This is a genomic window from Mycobacterium sp. NGS50 (genome assembly GCF_059812545.1).
In genome coordinates this window covers 54,796-75,578 of record NZ_JCALCW010000005.1, presented here as the reverse complement: position 1 = coordinate 75,578, position 20,783 = coordinate 54,796, and the positions used below count along the sequence as shown (strand labels likewise).

Genomic DNA, 20,783 nt, shown 5'->3' with positions numbered 1-20,783 from the left:
AATGCGTCCACGCAAAAGTTATGCGCAACTTCACAGGTTGGTACACGAGTACCGGAAAATCATGTCAGTGCAGTTCATCGCACCGATACCCTTCAATCACAACGATTATCGAAGTAACAACACGTTGCATCAACGCAATTCGATATGGCACGGCACGCCGATTGCGCTTGCGCAGGCGTCAACAGTTCGGTACGGTGAACCGCATCACACCAAGTCCAAGCCTTCAGGAACCGAGGACATGGCATCACTCCAAATCAACCGAGACGCACTCGCACGCGAACGAATCCGCAAAGGCATCACCGACGACAAAGACCTCGCAGGCCGCATGGCAGTGGACCCAGCAACCGTCCATCGAGTCCTATCCGGCAAAAGCGAACCCGGCAACCGCTTCCTCGCCGGCGCCGCTTCAGTCTTCGGCAAACGCAAGTTCTTCGAAATCTTCGACTTCGACGGCGGTGCCTGATGGCCAAGTGGCACACCGTCAAGACCGGCGCCGAGCACGTCCAGGCCAGCGAAACGCTGGTCAGGGCCGCGATTAGGAGTGGTGATCTGCCTAGCAGTGTTCTGGGCCGGTCTGCGATCCGCATCAAGGAAGACGACCTGGACGCCTGGTTGGAAGCCCGGCCCTACGAGCCGAGGACCTCATGACTATTCCCGTTTCGGATCTGAGCGTTGCCGCGGATGCGCGGTCGATACGTCGGTTGATCCGCGACATGGCTGCGGACATGTCGGATGAGTCGACGCCGCGTGACATTGCCATCAAGGTTGCCGCTGCGGTTCCGTTGGGCCAGGTACGGTCGCTGTTCGCCGAGGTGTTGGTCGATTTAGTCCGCAATGTCGTTGGTGTCGATCGTCAGCGGTCGCTGACCAATGTTGTCAAGGGTGGTCGCGCTGCCCCGGCGAAGTCGGCGAAGGTTTCGCAGCGCCGGTCGTGGTGGCACGCGATGTGCGAGTCGCGGGTTCACATCGGAAAGGGCGACTGGAAGCTGGTCGGCGCGTGCACAGCCGATGACTTGCGGTTTTGCATCGAGGAACGTCAGCAGCAGATCGCGCAGCTGAACGGTCAGATCGTTAACTTCGCGGCGCTCCTGGACGCCTTGGAGCGCACTGGCGTCGACACCGTTTCGGAACTGAATGAGACGGACGTGGCCGCATGACCACCGTCATCAAGACTTCCCGGACGGCCAACCCAGCCGCGGCACCCACACGGTCCTCGCCGTCCGGGACCAAGGACGCCACCGACCAACCACCAAACGGTACCGATCCTATCGGCGTCGGTGGCGTTCAAACCTCCCCGAAGGCCAAACCAGCCGCGACACCCAAGGGTTCCTCGCCTTCGGGGACCAAACCAGCCGACAGCCAGAGTATAGCCGGCGCCCATCTTTGCCGCGCTGTCGGCCCAAACTTCACCGCCGGCCACGGTCTGAACGAAGCCCATATTTTACGCGTCGGTGGTGACCAAACTTCCGAAACGTCCAGTGGGACGCCGAACAACCAAGACCACGCCGACGTTTCGGATCAAACTCCCGGCAGCCAAGCTTCGCGCGACATCCAAATGGGCTCCGCTGCTGGGCCAATCCTCCGCGACCCCGTACTCGGTGTCCTCGCCGACGTGCTCGACGACCTGGAATCGGTGCGGATCGCCAACGAAAACCGTTTACGCACCCTCACCTCGACCGACGAGTACGGGCACGGACTCACCACCGCACACCCCGAAATCGCACGACTCGCCGCGATTGTCGAAGTCCTCAAAGACCAGGAGCATCAGGCGCAACTCAACCTGTGCCGCGTCATGCGCCGCCACCCGCTGTGGGAGTTCGCCAAACCCCTCAAGGGTGTGGGCGAAAAGCAGTTCGCCCGCCTGATCGCAGTCGTCGGCGACCCCTACTGGAACGACCTCCACGATCGTCCCCGCAGCGTCTCCGAACTCCGGTCCTACTGCGGGTTCGGCGACGCTGGCGCGCAACGTCGGCAGCGCGGCCAGAAAGCGAACTGGAACGCCACCGCCCGCAGCCGCGTCTGGCTCATCGCCGAATCCTGCATGAAGCAAAAAGAAGCGGGTCAATACCGCAAGGTCTACGACGCCGCCCGCGCCAAATACTCCGACGCCGTTCACGATGCTGAGTGCAAACGGTGCGGACCAGCCGGCAAACCCGCGCAACCCGGCAGTCCGCTATCCCTCGCGCACCAACACGCCCGCGGACTACGCGCCATAGCCAAGCAGCTGCTCAAAGACCTTTGGCTCGCGGCCGAAGCGCAACGACAGGAAGTGACGGCATGAAAAACATAAATCTCCGCAAGGCGGTGCAGCCATGACCGACGTAGCAAACTTCATGATCGCCTACGGAATCGGCTGCCTCATCGGCCTCATCATCCTCTGGCTGCGCGCGGAGATGCGGAAATGACCACATCCAGCCTCCTCAAACACACCGAAGCACGCTCCTGCTACAGCCTCACCCTCGCACCCCTATCAACCGTCGTCGCCCACACCGGCTTCGACCGCGAACACCAAATCGAAATCCGCTGGCAATGCACCGCCCTGGACATGAGCCGCGAATCAGCAATCGAACTCTGGCGCCGCCTCGGCCACGCCCTATCCATGGACGCCGAAGCCGTCACAAAACAACGCGACCAGCTACGCGAACGCGTCGCAGAACTCGAATCCGAACGAGACGCCAGGAAAGCATCATGAGCGACATCGAAGTCCCCGTCGGCGAATGGCCGGCCCTGGCATCCACCTACCGCAAGTTCGATGCGGCCGCGGAGGAAATCCGAGAGCTGCGCGCTGCGAACCGGATGCTGTCTCAACGTGAACACCTCGCACATCTCGATCTCGCGCGAATTACCGAGCAACGCGACGCCAAGACCATCGAAGTCAACCATCTGCGGGCTGAAAACATCAGCCTCATCAACGACCTGGCAGCGATCAACGCCAAGCTTGATGTCGCCCTGGCGCAGCGGGACACATCACGGGTGGCCGGACCATGAACCGAATACTAGGTTTGGCCGCTCTACCCGCCGTGTTCTTTTTCGGGTTCACCCGCGGCCTCGTCAGCGAACTGCTGAACAACCTGCGCGATGTCGAGTTCACGACTTCGAAGCCGCCCTAGCTGCCGCCGAGGCTGAGATCGACGTGTTTGAGCCGGACTCGTTGACCGATCCCGCTGAGGGGCGGGATAACGAGACGATCGCGCCAGGTGGGCTGCCTGCGGGCGCGAACCGGTCGCCGGAGGTTGAGCAATTGGCCGCTCCCTCCGGCGACCACCCAACCTGCCACGCCTGCGCCGCCCTGGCCGCATACGGGATCGATACCAGCACGTTCCACACCAAGTAAAACGGCCCGCACCGAATCCCTGCGGTGCGGGCCACGACACAGGAAACAGGAGGTTCCCATGTCAACACACGATGTTACCAAGCCGCTCACCCACGGACAGGTCGATGATCCTGGACCGATACAGACGGGTGACGGGTCCCTGGTCGGTGCTGACCGCATGATCAGCCAGATCGTCGCGGCCACACCGACAGCAGTGATTGAGCCGTCGCCCGTGCTGCACGGGCTGCACACCCTGCATGTCGACGGGCAGCCGGTCGCGATCGCGTTCCCGCACGACGGGAAATGGGTGGTGGATTTGTTCGACGGTCCGCCGACAGCGGAGGTTTTCGACACCGAAACCGCCGCCCTGGCACGCCTCGACGAACTCACGGAAGCAGCCACCGCATGACCCGCAAGAAAATCCTGACCGAACTCACCCACGAACAACGCGAAGCCATGGCCACCTACGCCGACCATTGGATCGAGCACGGCCTGCGCACCACACCACTCACCGAGCAAGAATGGGGGCACGTTGAGGACGGTTTCCGCCGCTGCTACGAGTTTGCCGGCATTGCGTGGCATGGCAACGTGATTCGAGTTCCGTCGCCGATCGTGGGCGCCTTCGCGGCACCAGCTGCGCAACTAGCAATCACGCTAATCCGCAGCATTCGTCCAGATGATGCCGTCCGTGGCGCCGTCGGTGGTGCCGTCGGTGGTGCCGTCGGTGATGCCGTCGGTGGTGCCGTCGATGCCGCCGTCCGTGATGCCGTCGATGCCGTCGGTGGCGCCGTCCGTGGTGCCGTCGGTGATGCCGTCGGTGGTGCCGTCGGTGGTGCCGTCGATGATGCCGTCCGTGGTGCCGTCGATGCCGTCGATGGTGCCGTCGATGATGCCGTCGGTCGTGCCGTCCGTGGTGCCGTCGATGGTGCCGTCCGTGATGCCGTCGGGAGACTTTGGTATTACCGATTGGGCGGTCGGTTCTGGTCCTACTGGAATGCGTACCTGTCGTTCTTTCGAGACGTAACGAAAATCGAACTCGATGTGTGGGACCGGCTGGATGCCTACAACACTGCGCAGTCGGCTGGTTGGTGGTGGCCTTTCCGTGACTTCGTCATGGTGTGCGATGTTCCGGCCGTGATTCGGCGCGAGCAGGTCGGTGCGCGCGGGTGGGGATCACATCGGTTGCATTGCGAGGACGGCCCGGCGATCGCGTGGCGAGACGGCTACAGCTTGTATTTCTGGCATGGCGTTCATGTTCCGGCGTGGGTTATTGAGGCGCCGAGTGTTGATCGGGCGATTGGCGAATCGAATACGGAGGTTCGGCGTGCGGCGATGGAAGCCGTGGGTTGGGACAAGTTCATTGATCGGCTTGGTGATCCGATCGATAGTTGTCCTGATCCTGCGAACGCACCGCACGATCTGAAGCTGTATCGGCTTCCCGACGCGCTGAATCCTTACGGGACAAAAGTCAATCTGCTGTTCATGACGAACGGCTCCCCTGATCGCAGCGGCGAACTGCGCTGCTACGGGGAGACCGTTCCATCGAGCATCAAAAGCGCTTTGGACGCCGCCGCATGGCAATACGGCGTGACATCTGACGTCTACCAACAGTTGGCTAGACGAACCTAGAAGAAGGGAAATTGGTTATGGCAACAACATTCGGGCAGGCGTTAGACAAGATCGGTGTCAGCATTCCAGCGCATCTGGTCGCGGAGGCTGAGGTTCCCGTCCTGACGGGCCCGCAGTGTCAGGGTGATCTGTTGATCGTGCCGGCCGACCTGGACCAGTTCGACACCAGCAGTGTCGAGTGGGAGCAGGTGCCGACCGCGGGCATTCAGGTGGTTACCGGTGAAGCGACGGGCAACACACACTGGCTGCATCGCGGCTTCGATTCTCCGGGTGTTCGGTGGGCGCGGCTAGATGCTGGTTTGCGTCTGGCGGTGGTGTCGGTGCCGGACGGCGAGTCTGCTGAGCTGATTCATTCCGATGAGCATGGCTGCAACGCGATGGGTGCAGGAACGTATGTGATTCGCGGGAAGCAGGAACTGGCCGACCAGATCAGGCGAGTCGCGGACTGATGAACACATGGTTCATTGGTGGGGTGGCCGGGCGTATTCCGGCCACCCCAAAGGTGGGGCGCCGCGCCTATATGCCGGTGATACGCCGTTCGTTGACGGACAGTGTTCCGTGGTGGGTGTGGCCGCCGATCCTATTCGCTGCCATCGTGATCGCCGGGTTGGCGAGCCCGTACGCGCACGCCACACCATCCACAGACACCTACACCGCCAGTCACATGTCCGCGGTGTGCCTCACCCTGGACACGTTCCCCACGGACATGGGCCTACTCGGGGTAGCCGCCGGAATCCAAGAAGATCAGCCAGTATTCAGTCTCGCTGATATCGCCCAGGTGATCACGGATTCGGTGATCGTGGCTTGTCCCCGGCATCTGCCGTTGCTGCGGGCGGCTGCGGAGCGTGCGAAAGCACAGGTGGTGTGATGCCTGATCTGTTCGTGGCTGTGGTTGTTCTGCTACTGGTGTCGTTGACTGGGCTGTTGGTGTGGTGGCAGCAATGAGCGCCCGCCTCGGGTATCGGCAACCCACGCCGTCACTGTCCATGGACTGGATGCTGCACGGGAACTGCCGAGACCGCGACCCCGACATCTTCTACTCCACCGTCACCGGACCGAAAGCGACGGTTGAGGCGAAGGTGGTGTGCCGCGACTGCCCCGTTCAGGCGCAATGTTTGGAACATGCTCTGTCGCGTCCCGAATCGCACGGGGTTTGGGGCGGTATGTCGGTGGATGAGCGGAAAGCGTTGCGGCGCGGGAGACGAAAGTGAGTGTCGCGCAGTGCCGGCGTTGTGGTGGCTGGTGGTCGTTCGCAGCGAACCCGTGCTTGTTTGAGGTGATCACGAAATGGTGCCCGGAATGTGTGGTCAAGGTATTTCCGAAGATGGGTGCGGCATGATCGGCAAAATCTACGTGTACGAGCTCGCTGACCGGGTTCTCGGCGATGGAGTCGAAACATGGTTGGACACACCGCGACTCGGGATAGGTGACACACCGAAGATTCCGGTAGCACCGCGCAAGCTGCTTGAGTCGGGCTGCCCGGCTTGTGTCGCCAGCGTCGCCGCAGTCCTTGAAGCGTCGGAGGCCGACCGGTGACCGGCGAACCGAAGTCCATCGAATTCGTCCGTGTCTTGATCAGTCTCGCTATCTCAACGCTGCACAACTACATCAAAGACGAACCAGACGGGGCTTCTGTCGCTTACCGCTGCCAGCAGGAACTTCGAAACACCCACAACCGATTGAGGGGATTACTTGATGAATGAGGGTATGCGTGACGCTGCGGCCAGGGCCGTGGTGTATCAGATCGTGGAGGCTGAGGCTAAGGCCCGCAAGGACGAAGCCAAAGCCCAGCTGACGGGACTGGAACCCGGCGACGGCATCTCGGCCCGTCTCGGAGCCCAGGTGATCGGGAAAGCCACGATGACGGCGGGACGGCAGAAGCTCACCGTCACCGACGAACACGCCCTACTTGAGTGGGTGCGCCGGAACCATCCCACCGAGATCGTGGAATCGGTGAACCCCGCCTACCTGAAAGCACTGGAAGCCACCGCGAAACAGGTCGGCGCGGTGATCGACGACCAAGGCGAGATCGTGCCCGGTCTGGAGATCACCTACGGCGACCCCTACGTATCCGTGCGCCGGGATAAGGATGCGGCGTTCGTGGTTGCAGAGCTTCTCACGACTGGGCGGTTGCAACTCGACGGCATCAAGGCCATCGAAGCATGAAGGTTCACGAAGCGCTGTCGAAAGTCATGGCCCAAGTCGGGGCCGTGAAGAAAACCGGGCTCAACAGCCAGTCCGGTTACAACTTCCGCGGCATCGATGCCGTCACCTCCGCGGTCTACCCGGCGCTGGTGGAGCACGGCGTGATCGTCGTCCCGAAAGTGACCGACTACCAGTACGGAACCGTGACTGTTGGGCGTAACCGAACCGAGATGAGTCACGTCAGGATCACCGTCGAATTCACCTGGTACGGGCCCGAAGGCGACCAGCTGTCATCCGTGGCGGCCGGGGAGGCGTTCGACTCGGGAGATAAAGCGACGGCGAAGGCGCATTCGGTGGCGTTCCGCACCGCCCTGCTGCAAACCCTGTGTTTGCCGACCGATGAACCCGACCCCGATTCACGCACCTACGAACGATCGGAAGCTGTTGATCCCGGTCTACATGAGGCCAACGAGGCGCGCGGCGAAATGCTGAACGTGTTGCAGCCTTTCGGTTGGACACCGGACAAGCTGATTCAACGGTTCAAAGACGACTACAGCACCGATCTTCTCCAGGCCGACGCCGACACCGTTAAAGCGTTCGCGACCGCGCTTAAGGACGAGGCTGAGCAACAGGAGAACGCGTCGTGAAAGCGACGGGGTTTCCGCCGGCGGTTCGGGACATCATCTTCGCCCGTTCTCGCGGGTATTGCGAACGGTGTGGTTACGGGTCGTCGGACATGCAAATTCACCATCGTCGTCCACGGGGTCTCGGCGGCTCCAAGCGTGAAGACACCAACACCGCCTCGAATGGAGTTGCGTTGTGTGCGGCGTGTCATCGTCAGGTCGAGGCGTATCGGTCGCAGGCGTTTGAGGATGGCTGGCTGGTCCATCAAGGGCATTCGCCGACGGCGGTTCCGGTGTGTCGGCGTGGGGTGTTCGTGTGGCTCAACGACGACGGGTCGTTTGATCCGGTGCAGAAAGTTCAACAGGGGGCGCCTGATGCCTAGCGGTTACAGTCCGCGCTGGTTGCGTGACCCGGATGATCCCAGGGTGATAGCAGCGCTGGAACGGAAATGCCCGGCGTGTTATTCCCGGCCTGGTCACAAGTGCGGGATGTGGCGGAATGGGCATCACTGGCCGACGCCCACCGGCTTAGTCCACGAAATCCGTGTCCCTCAAAAGCTTCTGCACCGAAGGGCTGCGTCGTGAAATGGCGGCGCAGTGCGGACAGCGGTGTCCCGGTGTGGTGGGCGCGCGGGCAGCGTGCCACATACCGGATCGAGTGCCGAGACGGCCGGTGGTGGCTGACCGGCAAAGACCACGACGGCCTGGGCCTCTTGTGTTTCCCGCTGGATGGCAAACCCTTCCGGTTGGTGGCGGATGCGCAACGGACAGCAGAGAAAGCAGACCGGGACACACGACTGGTAGGGGAGATGAGCGCAACATGAGTACGTTCTTGGAAGCGTTACATCGCGTCGATGAACGCATGGAGCTGGCTGACCGGCACGCCCGGGCGCTCGCCGAAATCGCCGAATACCACGGCAAGATGCCGATCTACCCGCTGGCGACACTGGCGTGCTACGACCGTGACCACGACTGGCTGGAGACTGCCGACGGTGACGTGTGCACCTGCGCGCCACCCGACCGCGAAGTGTGCGAAACCTGCCGGGATGTCGACGGCGACTACCTCGACTGGCCGTGTCCGACCATAGCCATCCTGCAACGGGCCGGGCTCGCATGACCGCCGTCAGTCCCCAGGTCGGGGAATGGATCGGTGGCCGGCTGCGCGCCATCCTGCACGACGAGGCGGTGGCATCGTGACCGCCCCCGTGGAGTTGCGTCGTCTGGTCGCGCCCCGTGGCGACGGCCAGGTGTTGGAGACCCGTGCCCGCTGCCAGGACGACGGGCACCCGGTCGGGTGTGTGCACCCGTCCTGGTTCGGGCACGGCCAGCCTGGGTCGGTGTGTCACTGCGGCAGGGTCGTGCGGGCCGGGGTGTGTCCGGTCGTGGAATGGCCGCGGCCCGAGCCGGTGCGCCGGCAGCCGATGTGGTGCAACAACAACCAGGAGGGCCGATGACTGACACACTGCCGCAACGTATGCGGGAAGCCGCGAAGGTGCTTCGGGAGGCGACCAGACGCATCGCTGACATAACGGGACATTGGCATCCGCGCGACCTGGAAAGGATGGCCGACTACTGGGAAGCCGAGGATCGTGCCGCCGCCGAAAAGGACGCTGCGGCCGAAGAACTGGCCCAAGCGCTGTACTGCTTGCGGTATGAGCCAGAGACGTGGGATTTAGCCAAACAGGAAGGCTGGAGACACTCGGCTCGCAAGCTCATCGACGCGGGATGGACCAAGACAGCGGTGACCACCGATGACTGATCTCACCGCCCGCACGCACTCCACCGAAGGTGGATGCTCCCGCGCTCCGTCTCTGACGGATCGCATCACCGAGATACTGCGTAAAAAGACTGTTCTGCGCCCTGAGTGGATCGCGCTTCTCGCTGCCGACCTCGCTGCTGCCGCCGAGGAACACTACCGGCCACGCATCGAAACGGTGGAACAGCTTGACGCGCTGCCGATGGGGACAGTTGTCCGAACAGTCGAACATGAGCGTGTTGCTGTGAAAACTGGCGAACGTTGGGGTAACGCAACCGGATACAGCTCGTGGTGGGAAGAATCTGGCAGGTCGGACTACGACCATATTGCAAGCGATGACCTTGACCTCCCCGCCGTCCTGCTGTGGTCGCCACGGGCTGACGAATGAATCTTCTCTACTGGTTTGCCGAGGCGGGGTGGTTCCAGCTGGAATACCCGACATCCCCGCCGCCGTGCTGCGCTCCAGGGGTGGGCGAATGAGCTTCAACTACCACCGCTACTCCCGTCCCGGCTCGGGGTGTCCGTGTTGCGGGCGACGGTTCTGGCCATCACCAACCCAGCCGCCCAAACGCATCGTTCCAATCCACGACAGCCCTGGCGGCGTTTGTGATGGGTCTCTTGAGCCAACGGAGGATTTCAATGACTGATCCAGCAGTAGAAGCCGCGAAAAAGGCGTGGGTGGAACGTTACGGAGTGGAACAGCTTCCTCGATTCTTCGATGATGTTGACGACGACGAGCATGTTGCCGCGTTCATCGCCGCCGCTGCCCGTGAAGCGTTGAAACCGATACGTGCACGACACAAGCCGGTTTCAAGATATGCGCACCCCGACGCCGGAAAGGATTGCTTAACCTGCGACAAACCGTGGCCATGCCCAGATGCGCTGGACTCCTACAGCAGTGAGGAGCTGGAGCGGTGAGCCTGCATTTCACGTTGGCGATCAACGGGCGCAGCATCCGCCACACGGTGGCGATTCAGCGAATCACGCCGAAGAAACCCATACCGGCGGACTCCACGATCTGCACCTACCAGGTCGACCTGTTCACACCAGACGACCCGGACAGCTACCGCCGGTCACGCCGCAGCGTGGTCGGCGTGAAGCACCGGTATGGAGACGGACCCATGGAGCTGGTGCGAAAGGCGCTCAACGCATTACACAACGAGGAGACCGACCGTGACTGACGACATCGTGGCCCGCGCGAAGGCGGCACTGGAAGGCGTCAAGGGACCGTGGGTGGTGGACCCCGATGCCTATTTCCTAACCGATGACGATGGCGTCGACAACGGAAGATATTGGGACGTGGACGGCCCAAACGGAGGCTGGATCGCCCACTGTGAAGATCTCCCCACCGCCCAGTTCGTCGCCGCATCATCCACGCTGGTGCCGGAGCTGGCCGCTGAGGTTGAGCGGTTGAGGGGTGCGCTCGACGATCTCTGCGGGCAATGGTCGGCATGGCTAGCGGTGGATGACACCAACGGCTTCGGCGAAGGCGTCAGGGACTGCCTGGCCGGACTCCGCGACGCGCTGCGGGGTGAGGGTTGATGGCAATCTCCCTCAAGTCGTGGCCGCAACCCTGCCCAGGCTCGTACGCAAGGGGGAAATGGACCCTCAACCGCGGCGACGGCAAGCCACGCGCGATCTGCCCGCAATGCGGCCGCGACTACAAACCCAACCACGACGGCACCGTCCGATTCCACAGGCTCCCCGCATGACTGCCGACCACTGCCCGCTGACGGCCCGCGAAGGCCCCTACTTCTTGACGTGCTGCCTGACAGCCGGCCACGACGGGCTGTGCATGTGCGACAACATCACCGACGTACGCGAGGAGGCCCGGTGACGGTCACAATCCGCAAAGAAGGCGACTATCTCGCCTGTGACTGGGGACGCATAGAACACGGCGACCCGCGACCCGACCGCGGCGAAGTCGGACATCTGATGATCGTCACCCGCGAGTATTTCTCGCAGCTATTCCATCAAGGACCGCGCAGCCGTGCGAACGGTGCCATCGACAGCGTGTCGATCATCGAGGCTGACCCCGCCGCGACGTTGATGGAATCGAGCGAGCTGCGCCTGTTCGCGCACATCGACTACGCAGGCCGACGCTGGACGTGGGAATTGTTCCCGGCCGAATGGTGGGACGGCTCCGATCCGTCGATCTACGTCGGAAGATGGCCCGACTGATGACCACTGATTGCACGCTGTGCGACCACCCACCCCACACCGGCCAATGCGAGGCCCTCGTGTGGGGGCCAGGACAGCGCTCACAACCCTGCGACTGCCCGGCATACGAACCACCCCCGCCGTGTGACTGCGGACGCTGGCAACCCTGCCGACACTGCGAGGAGGACTGATGGACGAGCCCATCAGGTGTCATCACTGCCGGGAAGTGATCCAACCCAACCAGACCGGCGGCTGGTACCACGTCGAAACCCCGGCGCACAGGTCTGGTCAACGCTGCTTTCTCTACGCAACCCCAGCAGGACGCCCCCATGCCTGACGCCCTGTTCGACGTTCCCGAACCCCCGACCCTCACCTTGGCTGAGCGCCGCATCGCCCGCGGTGAGCGTGTGGTGGTGATCTACTGATGCTCCCCACCGATGAGGGCTTCCGCGTCCTGGTTGACCTCGACAACGACCGAATCACATGCCAGGCGGCAACGCCCGTCGCATGGTTTCCCGAACATGAAATGCACCGGTACGCGCCGGGTCAACACCTTTTCCTGTTCTTCGACGGCGAATGCGTGAAGCTCAAGGCTGACAACGGTACGTGGGTTTGGCAGCTCACTGGACGAAAGCATGTCCACCATTACGCCGCATCGGGAGCTCGGCCCTGCGTTCTCCTTGAAGGGAGGTGGCCCGACTAATGGCGCGTTGCATTGTGTGTAAACGCCGAACCATCCACGCCCGGATCTGGGAGGTACGAACCACGTCCGGAGTCTTGGCCGCAGCCTTCGAGTCATTCAACGAAGCCATCAAATGGGCAACCGACACGAAAAACGTGGACCTGATTGACATCGAAAGCATCAGATTCCCGCCTCTAGACCTCAACAGTCTCTTCGAATCCGGGTTCTATGACGCCATCTTCGAGCATCGAAACAGCACACCGAAAGACGAAACGGAGGCTAACTGATGGGACTTCCCTGGGTACGACTAGACACCCAGTTCCCCTCCAATCCAAAGGTTCTAGAACTCGTCGCTGCGAAGAAATGGCGTGCTCTGTTCGTCTACATGAGTTCCCTCGCCTACTGCGGGCAACACGGCACCGACGGTTACATACCAGCCGGCGCACTGCCGTTCATCCACGCCACAAACACCGAGGCCAGCGCCCTGACAAGCGCTGGAATGTGGAAGGCGGCGCCCGGCGGGTGGGACGTCAATGGATGGGACGAATTCCAGGTGTCCGACGAGTCGGCTAAGCGCAGGCGTGAACGTGCCCAGAAGGGTGCCCAGAAACGTTGGGAGAACGCCAGAAGGGCTGGGTTGCACGGTGTCTAAGCAATGCTTACAAGCAATGCTTACAAGCAATGCTCAGTGGTGTAACACCAAGCATGTGCACGTACGTACGTACGTACTAACGAAGAAGCTACTTACGTTACGTAGCTACCTCACGTTGAGTAACGCGCGCAGGGGGGCTGACCGATTCGTCCCAAACGAGGATGAAAACCAGCAGGAATCCGCCGCTGCGCGCGGACTCCAGGCGGTGACACATGCATGACCGGACCGGCGACGAGTACACCGAATTCGACCGCGACGAACTCTGGGCTGCACGCCGCCGACGCGACATCGCCGCCTGCTACCTCTGCGACACAGACGGGCTACGCGACGGATTTCAATGCGACCACACCGACTGGGCACAAATAACCAAACGCGGAATCGAAAAAGTTCAAGCCGCCATCAACGAAGCCAACAAAACTCACGTTCGGCAGGAGAACCGATGATAAACCTCACCCCAGCCCAGATAGCCGAAACAGACCAATGGCTCGCATCACTGCCTCAACAAGTCCAAGACGCAATCGATGAATTCGCGCAGACACTCGACGAAAACCCGTGCCAAGACGTGCAGATCCTCACCGAATCGATAACTCAGCTGTCGACGTTCGCGGCGATGCTGCCGACGGTGCGGGATGCCCTCGCATCCGGCTACATCGCCCTGTTGTGGTGGTGCGCCAGAAACCGGCACGCGATTGCGGCCGCCCAGCAGCCGCACACAGCGACAAAAACCGGTCCCAGACAGTCACGGACGGGCGACGGGGCCGGCGACGCCACAGAACGGCTCGCATGATGACGGTAGAACCCACCCACATCACCGACCGTCAACCATGGATGGCCGAAGCCCTCTGCGCACAAATCGACCCTGAACTATTTTTCCCAGAAAAAAGCAAAAACGCACAAACAGCAAAAAGGATCTGCCGTGAATGCCCAGTCAGAACAAACTGCCTCGAATACGCGATACAAAACAGTCCGCTCGACGGGATATGGGGCGGCACCTCACCAAGAGAACGACACGCGTTAACCCTGCTCCACACGGGCCGCTGCCCCAAATGTAAAAACACGCTTGCCGAAGCCGGAACCATCAAAGGTGTCCACGGCTTCACCGTCTGCGCTTACTGCTCCAACACCAACCGGAAGGCAACGGCATGAAATATCCGCTCAAACACGTCCGGATCTGCGAGCGCTGCGACAAAGTCCGCTGGGCGCCATGCAGCAAGGGCTGCGCCCTCCCAGAAGACCGCGACGGCTGGCAACCCAACATCCAATACATCGAACGAAAGACCAACCAATGACTGTCACACTCATCGTCCTCGCCGCACTGCAACTACTCATACTCACCTCCATCAACGGCAACATCACCCTCCTACGCCGAGACCTCGCCAAACAACAACACCCATCCACATGGAAGCTCGGCGAATGAACGAAAACCGCTGCCTCATCTGCTCAGCAACAACACAGTTCTACGCCTGCACCGGCTGCCTCGACGACATCAAATCCATGCTCACAGGCTTCATACGCGGCCCACAACTCGACACTGGCCAATACGGGCCTGGCTGGCTCGAATTCCTCCACGACGCCGCCCACGGCAACACACGACTCGGCCAATCCGCCCGCCGCAGCACAGACAAAGGCTCACCCATGCTGTGCAACCTCAACGCCTCAACACTGCTTAGCATGGTCACCGACATGCTCGACGCCTGGGTGCACGACCTCTGCCAAACACGCGGAATCGACCCGCCAGACTTCGGACCGCCGGCACAGGAAGAAAAGCCGACCATCGCCGGATCTGCGCCGTGGTTCGACGCAACAGAGTTCTACATCGAACCATCACGAAGACTCGGCCCACTATGCACTGAATGCTTCTGCCACCACCAAGGAGAATGCGCGTGAACCCCGCCAAGCTCGCAAAATGGCTGCTTCAACACGCCGACAACCTCGCACTGCACCCGGCGGTAGACGAGTTCTTCGATGAACTCAAACAACGCGCCGGCGAAATCGACCGTATGATCAACCGGCCGACACCACCGGTCGAACTTGGCAGATGCCCAACAACCCTCACCGACAACTACGGCAAGCGCAGGTGCAACACCGAACTATCAGCCAAGCGCGGGCAGATCGAAATGCAATGCCCAGGCTGCAACGCCACCCACAACATCGAGAAGCTGATACAACAACAACTCAACGATGTGCCCAACCGACTGTTCACCGCCCCGCAGGTGTTCAAGATCATGGAACGGCTACAGGAGCCCGTAGGCGAAAGCACCTGGCGGCGCTGGCGGGCCACCGGGAAAATCAAGCCAGCCGGTGAACTCTACGGCGAACCGGCCTACCGCCTGGACGACGTTCGCAACCTGCGACAAGAACGACGCGCCCACATGGCCGGATAACTTACATACGTGTAATTCGAGTGCTATCCTGAGCGGTAACCCGCAGTAGCACAACTGTGTCCGCTGCAAGAAAAGGCCCCTGCGACGGCTGTCACCGCCCAGGGGTTTGGCCGATCTGGTTAGGAGATCGACATGGGGAATTCTAGCGCACGGAATGCGTTCGGCGGATCAGCCAACGGCTTTTACCGGCGAGCTACATGCGCGTGGGATCACTGCTACAACGACAGGTTCCTTGGGATACCAGTCTGCTGCTACCACGCCGTCATGATCCATGGTGCGATAGCCGATGCTTCATCGCCAGGACCAATGACCCCGCCGATTGGGTGCGAGCGGCAGACCAGGCCAGACGCGGTCCATGTCGTGTACTACCTGATGCGAAGCCCCACCGTCGTGAAGATCGGAACCACGCGTCGCCTGCGCGAGCGAATCCGCGGCATGTACAGCGAGCTGCAATACGTCGTAGCCCTTGAGTGCGGAGACAAGAGCCTTGAACGTCAGCGTCACCAAGACTTCGCGGATGAGCGGATCGCCAAGAACCGCGAAGATTTCTACCTGTCAGACCGTCTTAAAGCGCACATCGAATCACTGATGCCTGAGCGTGATCAACTGATCGAACTCGCGACGGCGTAATCCATATCCCCACGTCGAGGGGAGCCGCCATGTCGGCACCGACACAAAAACTCACCCATCAGCAGATGCTTGAACAAGCCCGCCAATTCTGGCAAGCAGCACGCCAAGAGGAACGCTGGGCCGACGAAGCACGCTGGGCAGAAGCCCTCGACGTCCTACTCGACCGAATGCCACGGAGGCCAGCCGCGTGAAGATGCCCAGCACCATCGGCGTCAACTGCCCGCGCTGCACCGGTCGCATCGAATGCACGTTGCGCGTCGAAGAAATCCCCGGCGACCGACGCGGATTCACCGAACTAGAACTGCATGTACCCGACCTCGCCGAACGCATGGCGCAGCACTACGCCGAGAAACACTGATGGTTGCAGGACGTGAGGCCAGCCCTGGTGACGTAGCCGCCACGGAACGCCTCATGACCTACTGGTCGCACGGAAAAGGCGCAGCACTCATCAACTGGGGTGTTCCCGGCGACTACGACCGCTGCATCACCCAGCTCGGCAAGTACGTGCACGGCGACCAACTGCACGGCCTGTGCGCCAACCTCCACCACCGCGCAACCGGCGCATGGCCAGGACACGCAGCCGGCGAACACCACTGATGCCGCGCGCACACCGACGCTGCCCAGGCGACGACTACACATGCACAAACCTGATCGCGGCCAACTCGACCTACTGCGATGAGCACACGGTTGCCTGGCACGGCGAACGAACGGCAAGCAGCCGAATCACGATGGGCGCGCAATGGCGCGCCTTCCGCACAAACATCCTCGCCCGCGACGACCATCAATGCCAGATCCGCTACGACGGCATCTGCACCGGACACGCCACCGTCGTCGACAAGATCATCCCCGCCGCACGACACCCCGAACTGGCACTAGACCCCGCCAACGCACGCGCCGCGTGCGCGCCATGCAACGGCCACAAAGCACGCACACACGACCGCCGTTAACCAACGCTGCCCAGATCAGTTTGCTGAACGTCATCGGCGCACGACATCCGCGACCGAAACACGAATGGTTGCCGTCCCGCCATAACCCCAGGTCAATGGCCTGGCGAGCGTTGCCAACCTGGGCGGGAGCCCCTCCCGCCGCAAGGGCAACAGCCGCTAAGTTCTGCGGATTTTGACGTGCCCAGAACCGAGAGATTTCGCTATGTGAACGGCAAAAGTTTGCTGTCCAGCCATTTTGGCAGATCAGGGAGTGCCGATATGCCGCCAACACCCAAGCCCGCTGGCCTTCGCCGCGGCCACCGTAACCACAACCCGCGTCGGCTGCTTGCCGCCGTCGAGAATCCTAAGATTCCGCCGCTACCTGACTACGCCGAGTGGCATCCGGCGGTGCTGGACTTCTGGACTTCGGCCTGGTCTTCGCCGATGCCGCAGGAGTGGGACGAGTCCGATCGTCACAACGTGTTGATGGCGGCGTTGGCTATGCAGACGATCTGGAATCCGGCTACTACGCCGACGGCCCGCTCTGCCGCGATGGCCGAGTGTCGGCTGATTCTGCGTGAATGTGGTCTGACGCCGATGTCGCGGCGGTCGTTGCAGATTGAGATTGAGCGCGCCGATGAGGCTGTTGATCGCGGTGATTCGCGGCGCGCTTCGAAGTCGGTGAAGGCATCATCGCGGCCCGACCCGCGCCTCAATGTCGTCTCTTGAGGTACCGGCCCGCGATTCCGTAGCGTTTCCGAGCCTCGGTGATCAAGTCGTCGCGTTCATCGAGGATCGGTGCGTCTTTGGGCCCGGTTCCCTTAAGGGTCAGCCTGCCAAGGTCAATGACGACCAGGCGTTGATCCTTTACCGCGCCTACGAGCTGTATCCGAAGGCGCACGACCGCGCTGGAATGCGGCGTTTCAACCGGGTCGGTTGGTCGACCAGGAAGGGCTGCGGGAAAACGGAGTTCATGGCGTGGGTCGCCTACGCCGAACTTCATCCAGAATCTCCGGTGCGGTTCGCCGGGTTCAATAACGACGGCAGCCTTAAACAGGGTCGTCCGGTCTCTGATCCGTACATTCCGCTGCTGGCCAACACTCAGGAGCAGGTGGCCGAGCTGGCGTACGGCGCGCTCATGGTGATGTGCGAATACGGCGATCCAGAATTCTTCGACATCGGCCTCGACCGCATCGTCCGCATCGGGGTTGGCGGTGATGCCGACGGCAAAGCAGTGCCGATTTCGGGCGCCCCGAACGCCCGAGACGGCGCCCGAACCACGTTTCAGGGCTTCGACGAAGTCCACCGGCTCTACCTGCCGAATCACAAGGCCGCGGTGGAAACAATGCTGGCGAACCTGCCGAAACGCCCCCTTGAAGATCCGTGGGTGCTGTCCACAACTACGGCTGGCGAACCGGGCCAGAGCTCTGTGGCCGAGGACGAGTTCATCGAGGCGCAAGCGATTGCGCGCGGTGAGATCGAACGTCCGACGTTCTTTTTCTTCCACCGCCAGGCTTCGGACGGCTACGACCTTGAGGTGTACGAGGATCGCGTGAAGGCGATCACGGAAGCCTCCGGGTCGGATGTGGCCGAATGGTCGGATATCGACCGGATCGCCTCACAGTGGGACCGGCCGAAGGTCGACAAGACCTATTTGGAACGGGTGTGGACGAACCGTTGGACGGCACAGTCCGCGCAGGCGTTCAACCTGGCTCGCTGGAAAGCGCTGGAATTGCCGGGCGACGAGATTCCACGCCGCGCCCAGGTGACGTTGGGCTTCGACGGTGCCCGGATGCGGGACGCGACCGCCGTTGTGATGACCGACGTCCGCACGGGGCTCCAGCAGCTAGAGGGGCTGTGGGAACGACCGTTGAACGCTGAGGACGACTGGGAAGTGGACGAGTCCGAGGTAAACGACAAGGTCGCCGAGCTGTTCTCGCGCTATCGGGTGGTGAAGTTCTACGCCGACCCACCTCACTGGAACTACACCGTTGGTGCCTGGGCGGCCAAGTGGCCCGATGTGGTCGAGGAGTTCTGGACCAACCAGAAGCGACGCATCATCAAGGCGATTCAGGCGTTCGATGACGCGATCATCTCAGGCAGCATCTCGCACAACTGCTCTGATGACGGCGACCTCACCCGCCATATCGGTAATGCGGGAAAGCATTTGACGAACCTGGTCGATGAGGACACCGGGGAACGGCTGTGGATTCTCGGAAAGCTGCACCAGGACCGCAAGTTTGATGCCGCGATGGCCGCTGTGCTGTCTTGGCAAGCCCGCATGGACATGCTCGGCACCGTGAAGCGCAAGAAACGAGTCATTTCCCGGATCAGATAGGAGTGCGCGTTGACTGCTCCTGCCGGGAATCTGACGCCTCGTGACTGGTTTGACCGATTGTCGGGGATGATTTACGCCCCGACGCGTCCACCGTGGGCTGATCGACTGTCGCGGCCGGCGACATACTCGGATCTTCGTGGTTCTGCGCATGGCGCGGCTGGTGTGTCGCGATATTGGACGCCGCGAAACGAGTTCCTGGACACCTTGTGGTCCTACAACGTCGGTGATGCCCCCCTGCCGCAGATAGACCCCGAATACCACGATGTGTTCCGGCATGTGATGCGCAAGGCCCGCTCGAATTATGCCCAGATGTGCATTGCGGCGATGCGTGACCGGCTGGAGCTGCAAGCCGTGTCGACGTTGGATGATTCCGACACCAACGGCGATGATGTTGTTGCCGACATCATGGACGAGACCGGGTTTCAGGCCATCTTCAAAGAGCTTCTGGACTTCGCGTTCTCGATGGGTGAGGGCTATCTGATGGCCGTTCCCGGCGCTGTCGGCGATGTGACATTGTCGAACGGCAACACGTCGCCGTCCGCGCACGCGATCGACCCGCGGCGCTGTATCGGGGTACCGGATTGGCGCAACCCGAACCGGCTGGCCGCCGCGCTGGTGTACCAGTACCACCCGGTGACGTTTGAGTATGTGGCGAATCTGTTTCTGCCTGGCCAGAAGTTCACCATACCGTTCGATAGTGGGCGTCAGGCATGGGATCACAACGGTGTCACCAGTGAACCTGTCTTGGGCCTGGATCATCTGGGTGGCATCCCGATTGTTCGCCTGGACAACCTGCACGGTTTGGGTGAATATGAGCCTCATATTGACCTGTTGGACCGCATCAACGATGTGACATTACAACGCATCATCGGATTCTGGTACCAGGCGTTGCGGCAACGCGCACTGGTCGGCGATGAGGATGAAGGCGACGAGGACTCTCCCGATTCGGCCGGCCCGATCGACTTCAATGGCCTGTTCAAGGCCGGTCCCGGTGCGCTGTGGCGAATCCCGAAAGACTTCAGCATCTGGGAATCGGCGGCCACGGATTTTGGGCCGATGCTCAACGGTAAGCGTGACGATGTAAAGGAATTCGCAGCCGTCACCGCGACACCGTTACATCTGATCACCCCGGACGCCGCCGATGGTAGTGCCGAGGGTGCGGGTCTGATGCGTGAGTCGCTGACGTCGAAGTGCCTGGACCGCCGCTCAAGGTTCACGCCGCGGATGAAGCTGTTCTGGCGCATCATGCTCGCAATGGCCGGGGAACCCGACCGTGGACGCCGGATGCGGCTGCATTGGGGTCCGATCGAGTTCCGAACGCTGGCTGAGATGGGTTCTGCCGCAGCTCAGGCCGCTGGTTCGTTGTCGACTGAGGATATCTGTGAGCGGATTTGGCAGATGTCGCCGGATGAGACGGCCCGCAACATGGTTCGTCTGGATGCCGAACGGCTCCTGAATCAGCAACCGCCAGCGGCGACCCCGCCGCCGGCGCCCCCGGAAACGCCGCAGCCGGTGACCGATGACGTCACCGAGTAGGCCCACTAC

37 protein-coding genes are annotated in these 20,783 nt (G+C 61.7%); all 37 read left to right on the top strand.

Annotated features, from left to right (window positions below; all coding sequences use genetic code 11):
* Positions 1-67: 67 nt before the first annotated feature.
* Positions 68-463 carry a helix-turn-helix domain-containing protein gene (locus tag AC5Y36_RS05465; RefSeq protein ID WP_500039849.1) on the top strand — a complete coding sequence of 132 codons (396 nt, stop codon included), beginning with the start codon at positions 68-70 and terminating at the stop codon, positions 461-463.
* Complete coding sequence (locus tag AC5Y36_RS05460; protein WP_500039848.1) at positions 463-648, top strand: helix-turn-helix domain-containing protein; 186 nt, start codon at positions 463-465, stop codon at positions 646-648. Before AC5Y36_RS05465 ends, AC5Y36_RS05460 begins: the two co-directional genes overlap by 1 nt.
* Positions 649-713: 65 nt before the next feature.
* Positions 714-1,157, top strand: coding sequence for a hypothetical protein (locus tag AC5Y36_RS05455; protein ID WP_500039847.1), 444 nt, complete (start codon positions 714-716; stop codon positions 1,155-1,157).
* Positions 1,154-2,281 (top strand): TIGR-Tas system RNA-guided endonuclease, encoded by a 1,128-nt coding sequence (tas, locus tag AC5Y36_RS05450; RefSeq protein WP_500039846.1) that lies wholly within the window; start codon positions 1,154-1,156, stop codon positions 2,279-2,281. The genes AC5Y36_RS05455 and tas overlap by 4 nt, the downstream gene beginning before the upstream one ends.
* 120 nt (positions 2,282-2,401) lie before the next feature.
* On the top strand, positions 2,402-2,692 hold the full coding sequence (locus tag AC5Y36_RS05445) for a hypothetical protein (RefSeq protein WP_500039845.1): 291 nt from the start codon (positions 2,402-2,404) through the stop codon (positions 2,690-2,692).
* A complete protein-coding gene (locus AC5Y36_RS05440) occupies positions 2,689-2,988 on the top strand; it encodes a hypothetical protein (protein ID WP_500039844.1) in 300 nt (99 codons plus the stop codon). Before AC5Y36_RS05445 ends, AC5Y36_RS05440 begins: the two co-directional genes overlap by 4 nt.
* Positions 2,989-3,392: 404 nt before the next feature.
* Positions 3,393-3,722: a hypothetical protein gene (locus AC5Y36_RS05435; protein ID WP_500039843.1), complete on the top strand. Its 330-nt coding sequence runs from the start codon at positions 3,393-3,395 to the stop codon at positions 3,720-3,722.
* A complete protein-coding gene (locus tag AC5Y36_RS05430) occupies positions 3,719-4,942 on the top strand; it encodes a DUF6745 domain-containing protein (protein WP_500039842.1) in 1,224 nt (407 codons plus the stop codon). The genes AC5Y36_RS05435 and AC5Y36_RS05430 overlap by 4 nt, the downstream gene beginning before the upstream one ends.
* A 131-nt stretch (positions 4,943-5,073) precedes the next feature.
* Positions 5,074-5,391 (top strand): DUF8820 family protein, encoded by a 318-nt coding sequence (locus AC5Y36_RS05425; RefSeq protein WP_500039841.1) that lies wholly within the window; start codon positions 5,074-5,076, stop codon positions 5,389-5,391.
* Positions 5,391-5,810: a hypothetical protein gene (locus AC5Y36_RS05420; protein ID WP_500039840.1), complete on the top strand. Its 420-nt coding sequence runs from the start codon at positions 5,391-5,393 to the stop codon at positions 5,808-5,810. The genes AC5Y36_RS05425 and AC5Y36_RS05420 overlap by 1 nt, the downstream gene beginning before the upstream one ends.
* A gap of 118 nt (positions 5,811-5,928) precedes the next feature.
* Positions 5,929-6,153, top strand: a complete 225-nt coding sequence (locus tag AC5Y36_RS05415) for a WhiB family transcriptional regulator (protein ID WP_500039950.1) — start codon at positions 5,929-5,931, stop codon at positions 6,151-6,153.
* 484 nt (positions 6,154-6,637) lie between these two features.
* A complete protein-coding gene (locus tag AC5Y36_RS05410) occupies positions 6,638-7,108 on the top strand; it encodes a hypothetical protein (protein WP_500039839.1) in 471 nt (156 codons plus the stop codon).
* Positions 7,105-7,734, top strand: a complete 630-nt coding sequence (locus AC5Y36_RS05405; RefSeq protein WP_500039838.1) for an ERF family protein — start codon at positions 7,105-7,107, stop codon at positions 7,732-7,734. The genes AC5Y36_RS05410 and AC5Y36_RS05405 overlap by 4 nt, the downstream gene beginning before the upstream one ends.
* Positions 7,731-8,093, top strand: coding sequence for an HNH endonuclease (locus tag AC5Y36_RS05400; protein WP_500039837.1), 363 nt, complete (start codon positions 7,731-7,733; stop codon positions 8,091-8,093). The genes AC5Y36_RS05405 and AC5Y36_RS05400 overlap by 4 nt, the downstream gene beginning before the upstream one ends.
* 437 nt (positions 8,094-8,530) lie before the next feature.
* Entirely contained in the window at positions 8,531-8,827 is a 297-nt protein-coding gene (locus tag AC5Y36_RS05395) for a hypothetical protein (RefSeq protein ID WP_500039836.1), read from the top strand.
* Between the two features lie 76 nt (positions 8,828-8,903).
* Entirely contained in the window at positions 8,904-9,164 is a 261-nt protein-coding gene (locus tag AC5Y36_RS05390; RefSeq protein WP_500039835.1) for a hypothetical protein, read from the top strand.
* Positions 9,161-9,469 carry a hypothetical protein gene (locus AC5Y36_RS05385; RefSeq protein ID WP_500039834.1) on the top strand — a complete coding sequence of 103 codons (309 nt, stop codon included), beginning with the start codon at positions 9,161-9,163 and terminating at the stop codon, positions 9,467-9,469. The genes AC5Y36_RS05390 and AC5Y36_RS05385 overlap by 4 nt, the downstream gene beginning before the upstream one ends.
* A complete protein-coding gene (locus AC5Y36_RS05380; protein ID WP_500039833.1) occupies positions 9,462-9,854 on the top strand; it encodes a hypothetical protein in 393 nt (130 codons plus the stop codon). The genes AC5Y36_RS05385 and AC5Y36_RS05380 overlap by 8 nt, the downstream gene beginning before the upstream one ends.
* A 251-nt stretch (positions 9,855-10,105) precedes the next feature.
* On the top strand, positions 10,106-10,384 hold the full coding sequence (locus tag AC5Y36_RS05375) for a hypothetical protein (protein ID WP_500039832.1): 279 nt from the start codon (positions 10,106-10,108) through the stop codon (positions 10,382-10,384).
* Complete coding sequence (locus AC5Y36_RS05370) at positions 10,381-10,647, top strand: hypothetical protein (protein WP_500039831.1); 267 nt, start codon at positions 10,381-10,383, stop codon at positions 10,645-10,647. Before AC5Y36_RS05375 ends, AC5Y36_RS05370 begins: the two co-directional genes overlap by 4 nt.
* A complete protein-coding gene (locus AC5Y36_RS05365; protein WP_500039830.1) occupies positions 10,640-11,008 on the top strand; it encodes a hypothetical protein in 369 nt (122 codons plus the stop codon). Before AC5Y36_RS05370 ends, AC5Y36_RS05365 begins: the two co-directional genes overlap by 8 nt.
* A gap of 166 nt (positions 11,009-11,174) precedes the next feature.
* Positions 11,175-11,303, top strand: a complete 129-nt coding sequence (locus AC5Y36_RS05360; protein ID WP_500039829.1) for a hypothetical protein — start codon at positions 11,175-11,177, stop codon at positions 11,301-11,303.
* Positions 11,300-11,647 (top strand): hypothetical protein, encoded by a 348-nt coding sequence (locus tag AC5Y36_RS05355; RefSeq protein ID WP_500039828.1) that lies wholly within the window; start codon positions 11,300-11,302, stop codon positions 11,645-11,647. The genes AC5Y36_RS05360 and AC5Y36_RS05355 overlap by 4 nt, the downstream gene beginning before the upstream one ends.
* Positions 11,648-12,693: 1,046 nt before the next feature.
* Entirely contained in the window at positions 12,694-12,960 is a 267-nt protein-coding gene (locus AC5Y36_RS05350; RefSeq protein WP_500039827.1) for a hypothetical protein, read from the top strand.
* Positions 12,961-13,172: 212 nt separating this feature from the next.
* A complete protein-coding gene (locus AC5Y36_RS05345; RefSeq protein ID WP_500039826.1) occupies positions 13,173-13,403 on the top strand; it encodes a hypothetical protein in 231 nt (76 codons plus the stop codon).
* Complete coding sequence (locus AC5Y36_RS05340) at positions 13,400-13,747, top strand: hypothetical protein (protein WP_500039825.1); 348 nt, start codon at positions 13,400-13,402, stop codon at positions 13,745-13,747. Before AC5Y36_RS05345 ends, AC5Y36_RS05340 begins: the two co-directional genes overlap by 4 nt.
* Entirely contained in the window at positions 13,744-14,106 is a 363-nt protein-coding gene (locus AC5Y36_RS05335; protein WP_500039824.1) for a WhiB family transcriptional regulator, read from the top strand. The genes AC5Y36_RS05340 and AC5Y36_RS05335 overlap by 4 nt, the downstream gene beginning before the upstream one ends.
* A 139-nt stretch (positions 14,107-14,245) precedes the next feature.
* Positions 14,246-14,377 carry a hypothetical protein gene (locus tag AC5Y36_RS05330; protein ID WP_500039823.1) on the top strand — a complete coding sequence of 44 codons (132 nt, stop codon included), beginning with the start codon at positions 14,246-14,248 and terminating at the stop codon, positions 14,375-14,377.
* Complete coding sequence (locus tag AC5Y36_RS05325; protein ID WP_500039822.1) at positions 14,374-14,847, top strand: hypothetical protein; 474 nt, start codon at positions 14,374-14,376, stop codon at positions 14,845-14,847. The genes AC5Y36_RS05330 and AC5Y36_RS05325 overlap by 4 nt, the downstream gene beginning before the upstream one ends.
* Positions 14,844-15,344 carry a hypothetical protein gene (locus AC5Y36_RS05320; RefSeq protein ID WP_500039821.1) on the top strand — a complete coding sequence of 167 codons (501 nt, stop codon included), beginning with the start codon at positions 14,844-14,846 and terminating at the stop codon, positions 15,342-15,344. The genes AC5Y36_RS05325 and AC5Y36_RS05320 overlap by 4 nt, the downstream gene beginning before the upstream one ends.
* 360 nt (positions 15,345-15,704) lie before the next feature.
* On the top strand, positions 15,705-15,974 hold the full coding sequence (locus tag AC5Y36_RS05315; protein WP_500039820.1) for a GIY-YIG nuclease family protein: 270 nt from the start codon (positions 15,705-15,707) through the stop codon (positions 15,972-15,974).
* A gap of 187 nt (positions 15,975-16,161) precedes the next feature.
* The gene (locus AC5Y36_RS05310) at positions 16,162-16,332 is read left to right on the top strand and encodes a hypothetical protein (protein WP_500039819.1); all 171 of its coding nucleotides are present in this window, start codon (positions 16,162-16,164) and stop codon (positions 16,330-16,332) included.
* A gap of 53 nt (positions 16,333-16,385) precedes the next feature.
* A complete protein-coding gene (locus AC5Y36_RS05305) occupies positions 16,386-16,571 on the top strand; it encodes a hypothetical protein (RefSeq protein ID WP_500039818.1) in 186 nt (61 codons plus the stop codon).
* A 131-nt stretch (positions 16,572-16,702) separates the two neighbouring features.
* Positions 16,703-16,921, top strand: coding sequence for an HNH endonuclease (locus AC5Y36_RS05300; RefSeq protein ID WP_500039817.1), 219 nt, complete (start codon positions 16,703-16,705; stop codon positions 16,919-16,921).
* Positions 16,922-17,098: 177 nt separating this feature from the next.
* Positions 17,099-17,629, top strand: coding sequence for a phage terminase small subunit (locus tag AC5Y36_RS05295; RefSeq protein ID WP_500039816.1), 531 nt, complete (start codon positions 17,099-17,101; stop codon positions 17,627-17,629).
* Positions 17,616-19,238: a terminase large subunit domain-containing protein gene (locus AC5Y36_RS05290; RefSeq protein ID WP_500039815.1), complete on the top strand. Its 1,623-nt coding sequence runs from the start codon at positions 17,616-17,618 to the stop codon at positions 19,236-19,238. The genes AC5Y36_RS05295 and AC5Y36_RS05290 overlap by 14 nt, the downstream gene beginning before the upstream one ends.
* 162 nt (positions 19,239-19,400) lie before the next feature.
* Positions 19,401-20,774, top strand: a complete 1,374-nt coding sequence (locus tag AC5Y36_RS05285) for a phage portal protein (RefSeq protein WP_500039814.1) — start codon at positions 19,401-19,403, stop codon at positions 20,772-20,774.
* Positions 20,775-20,783: the final 9 nt, after the last annotated feature.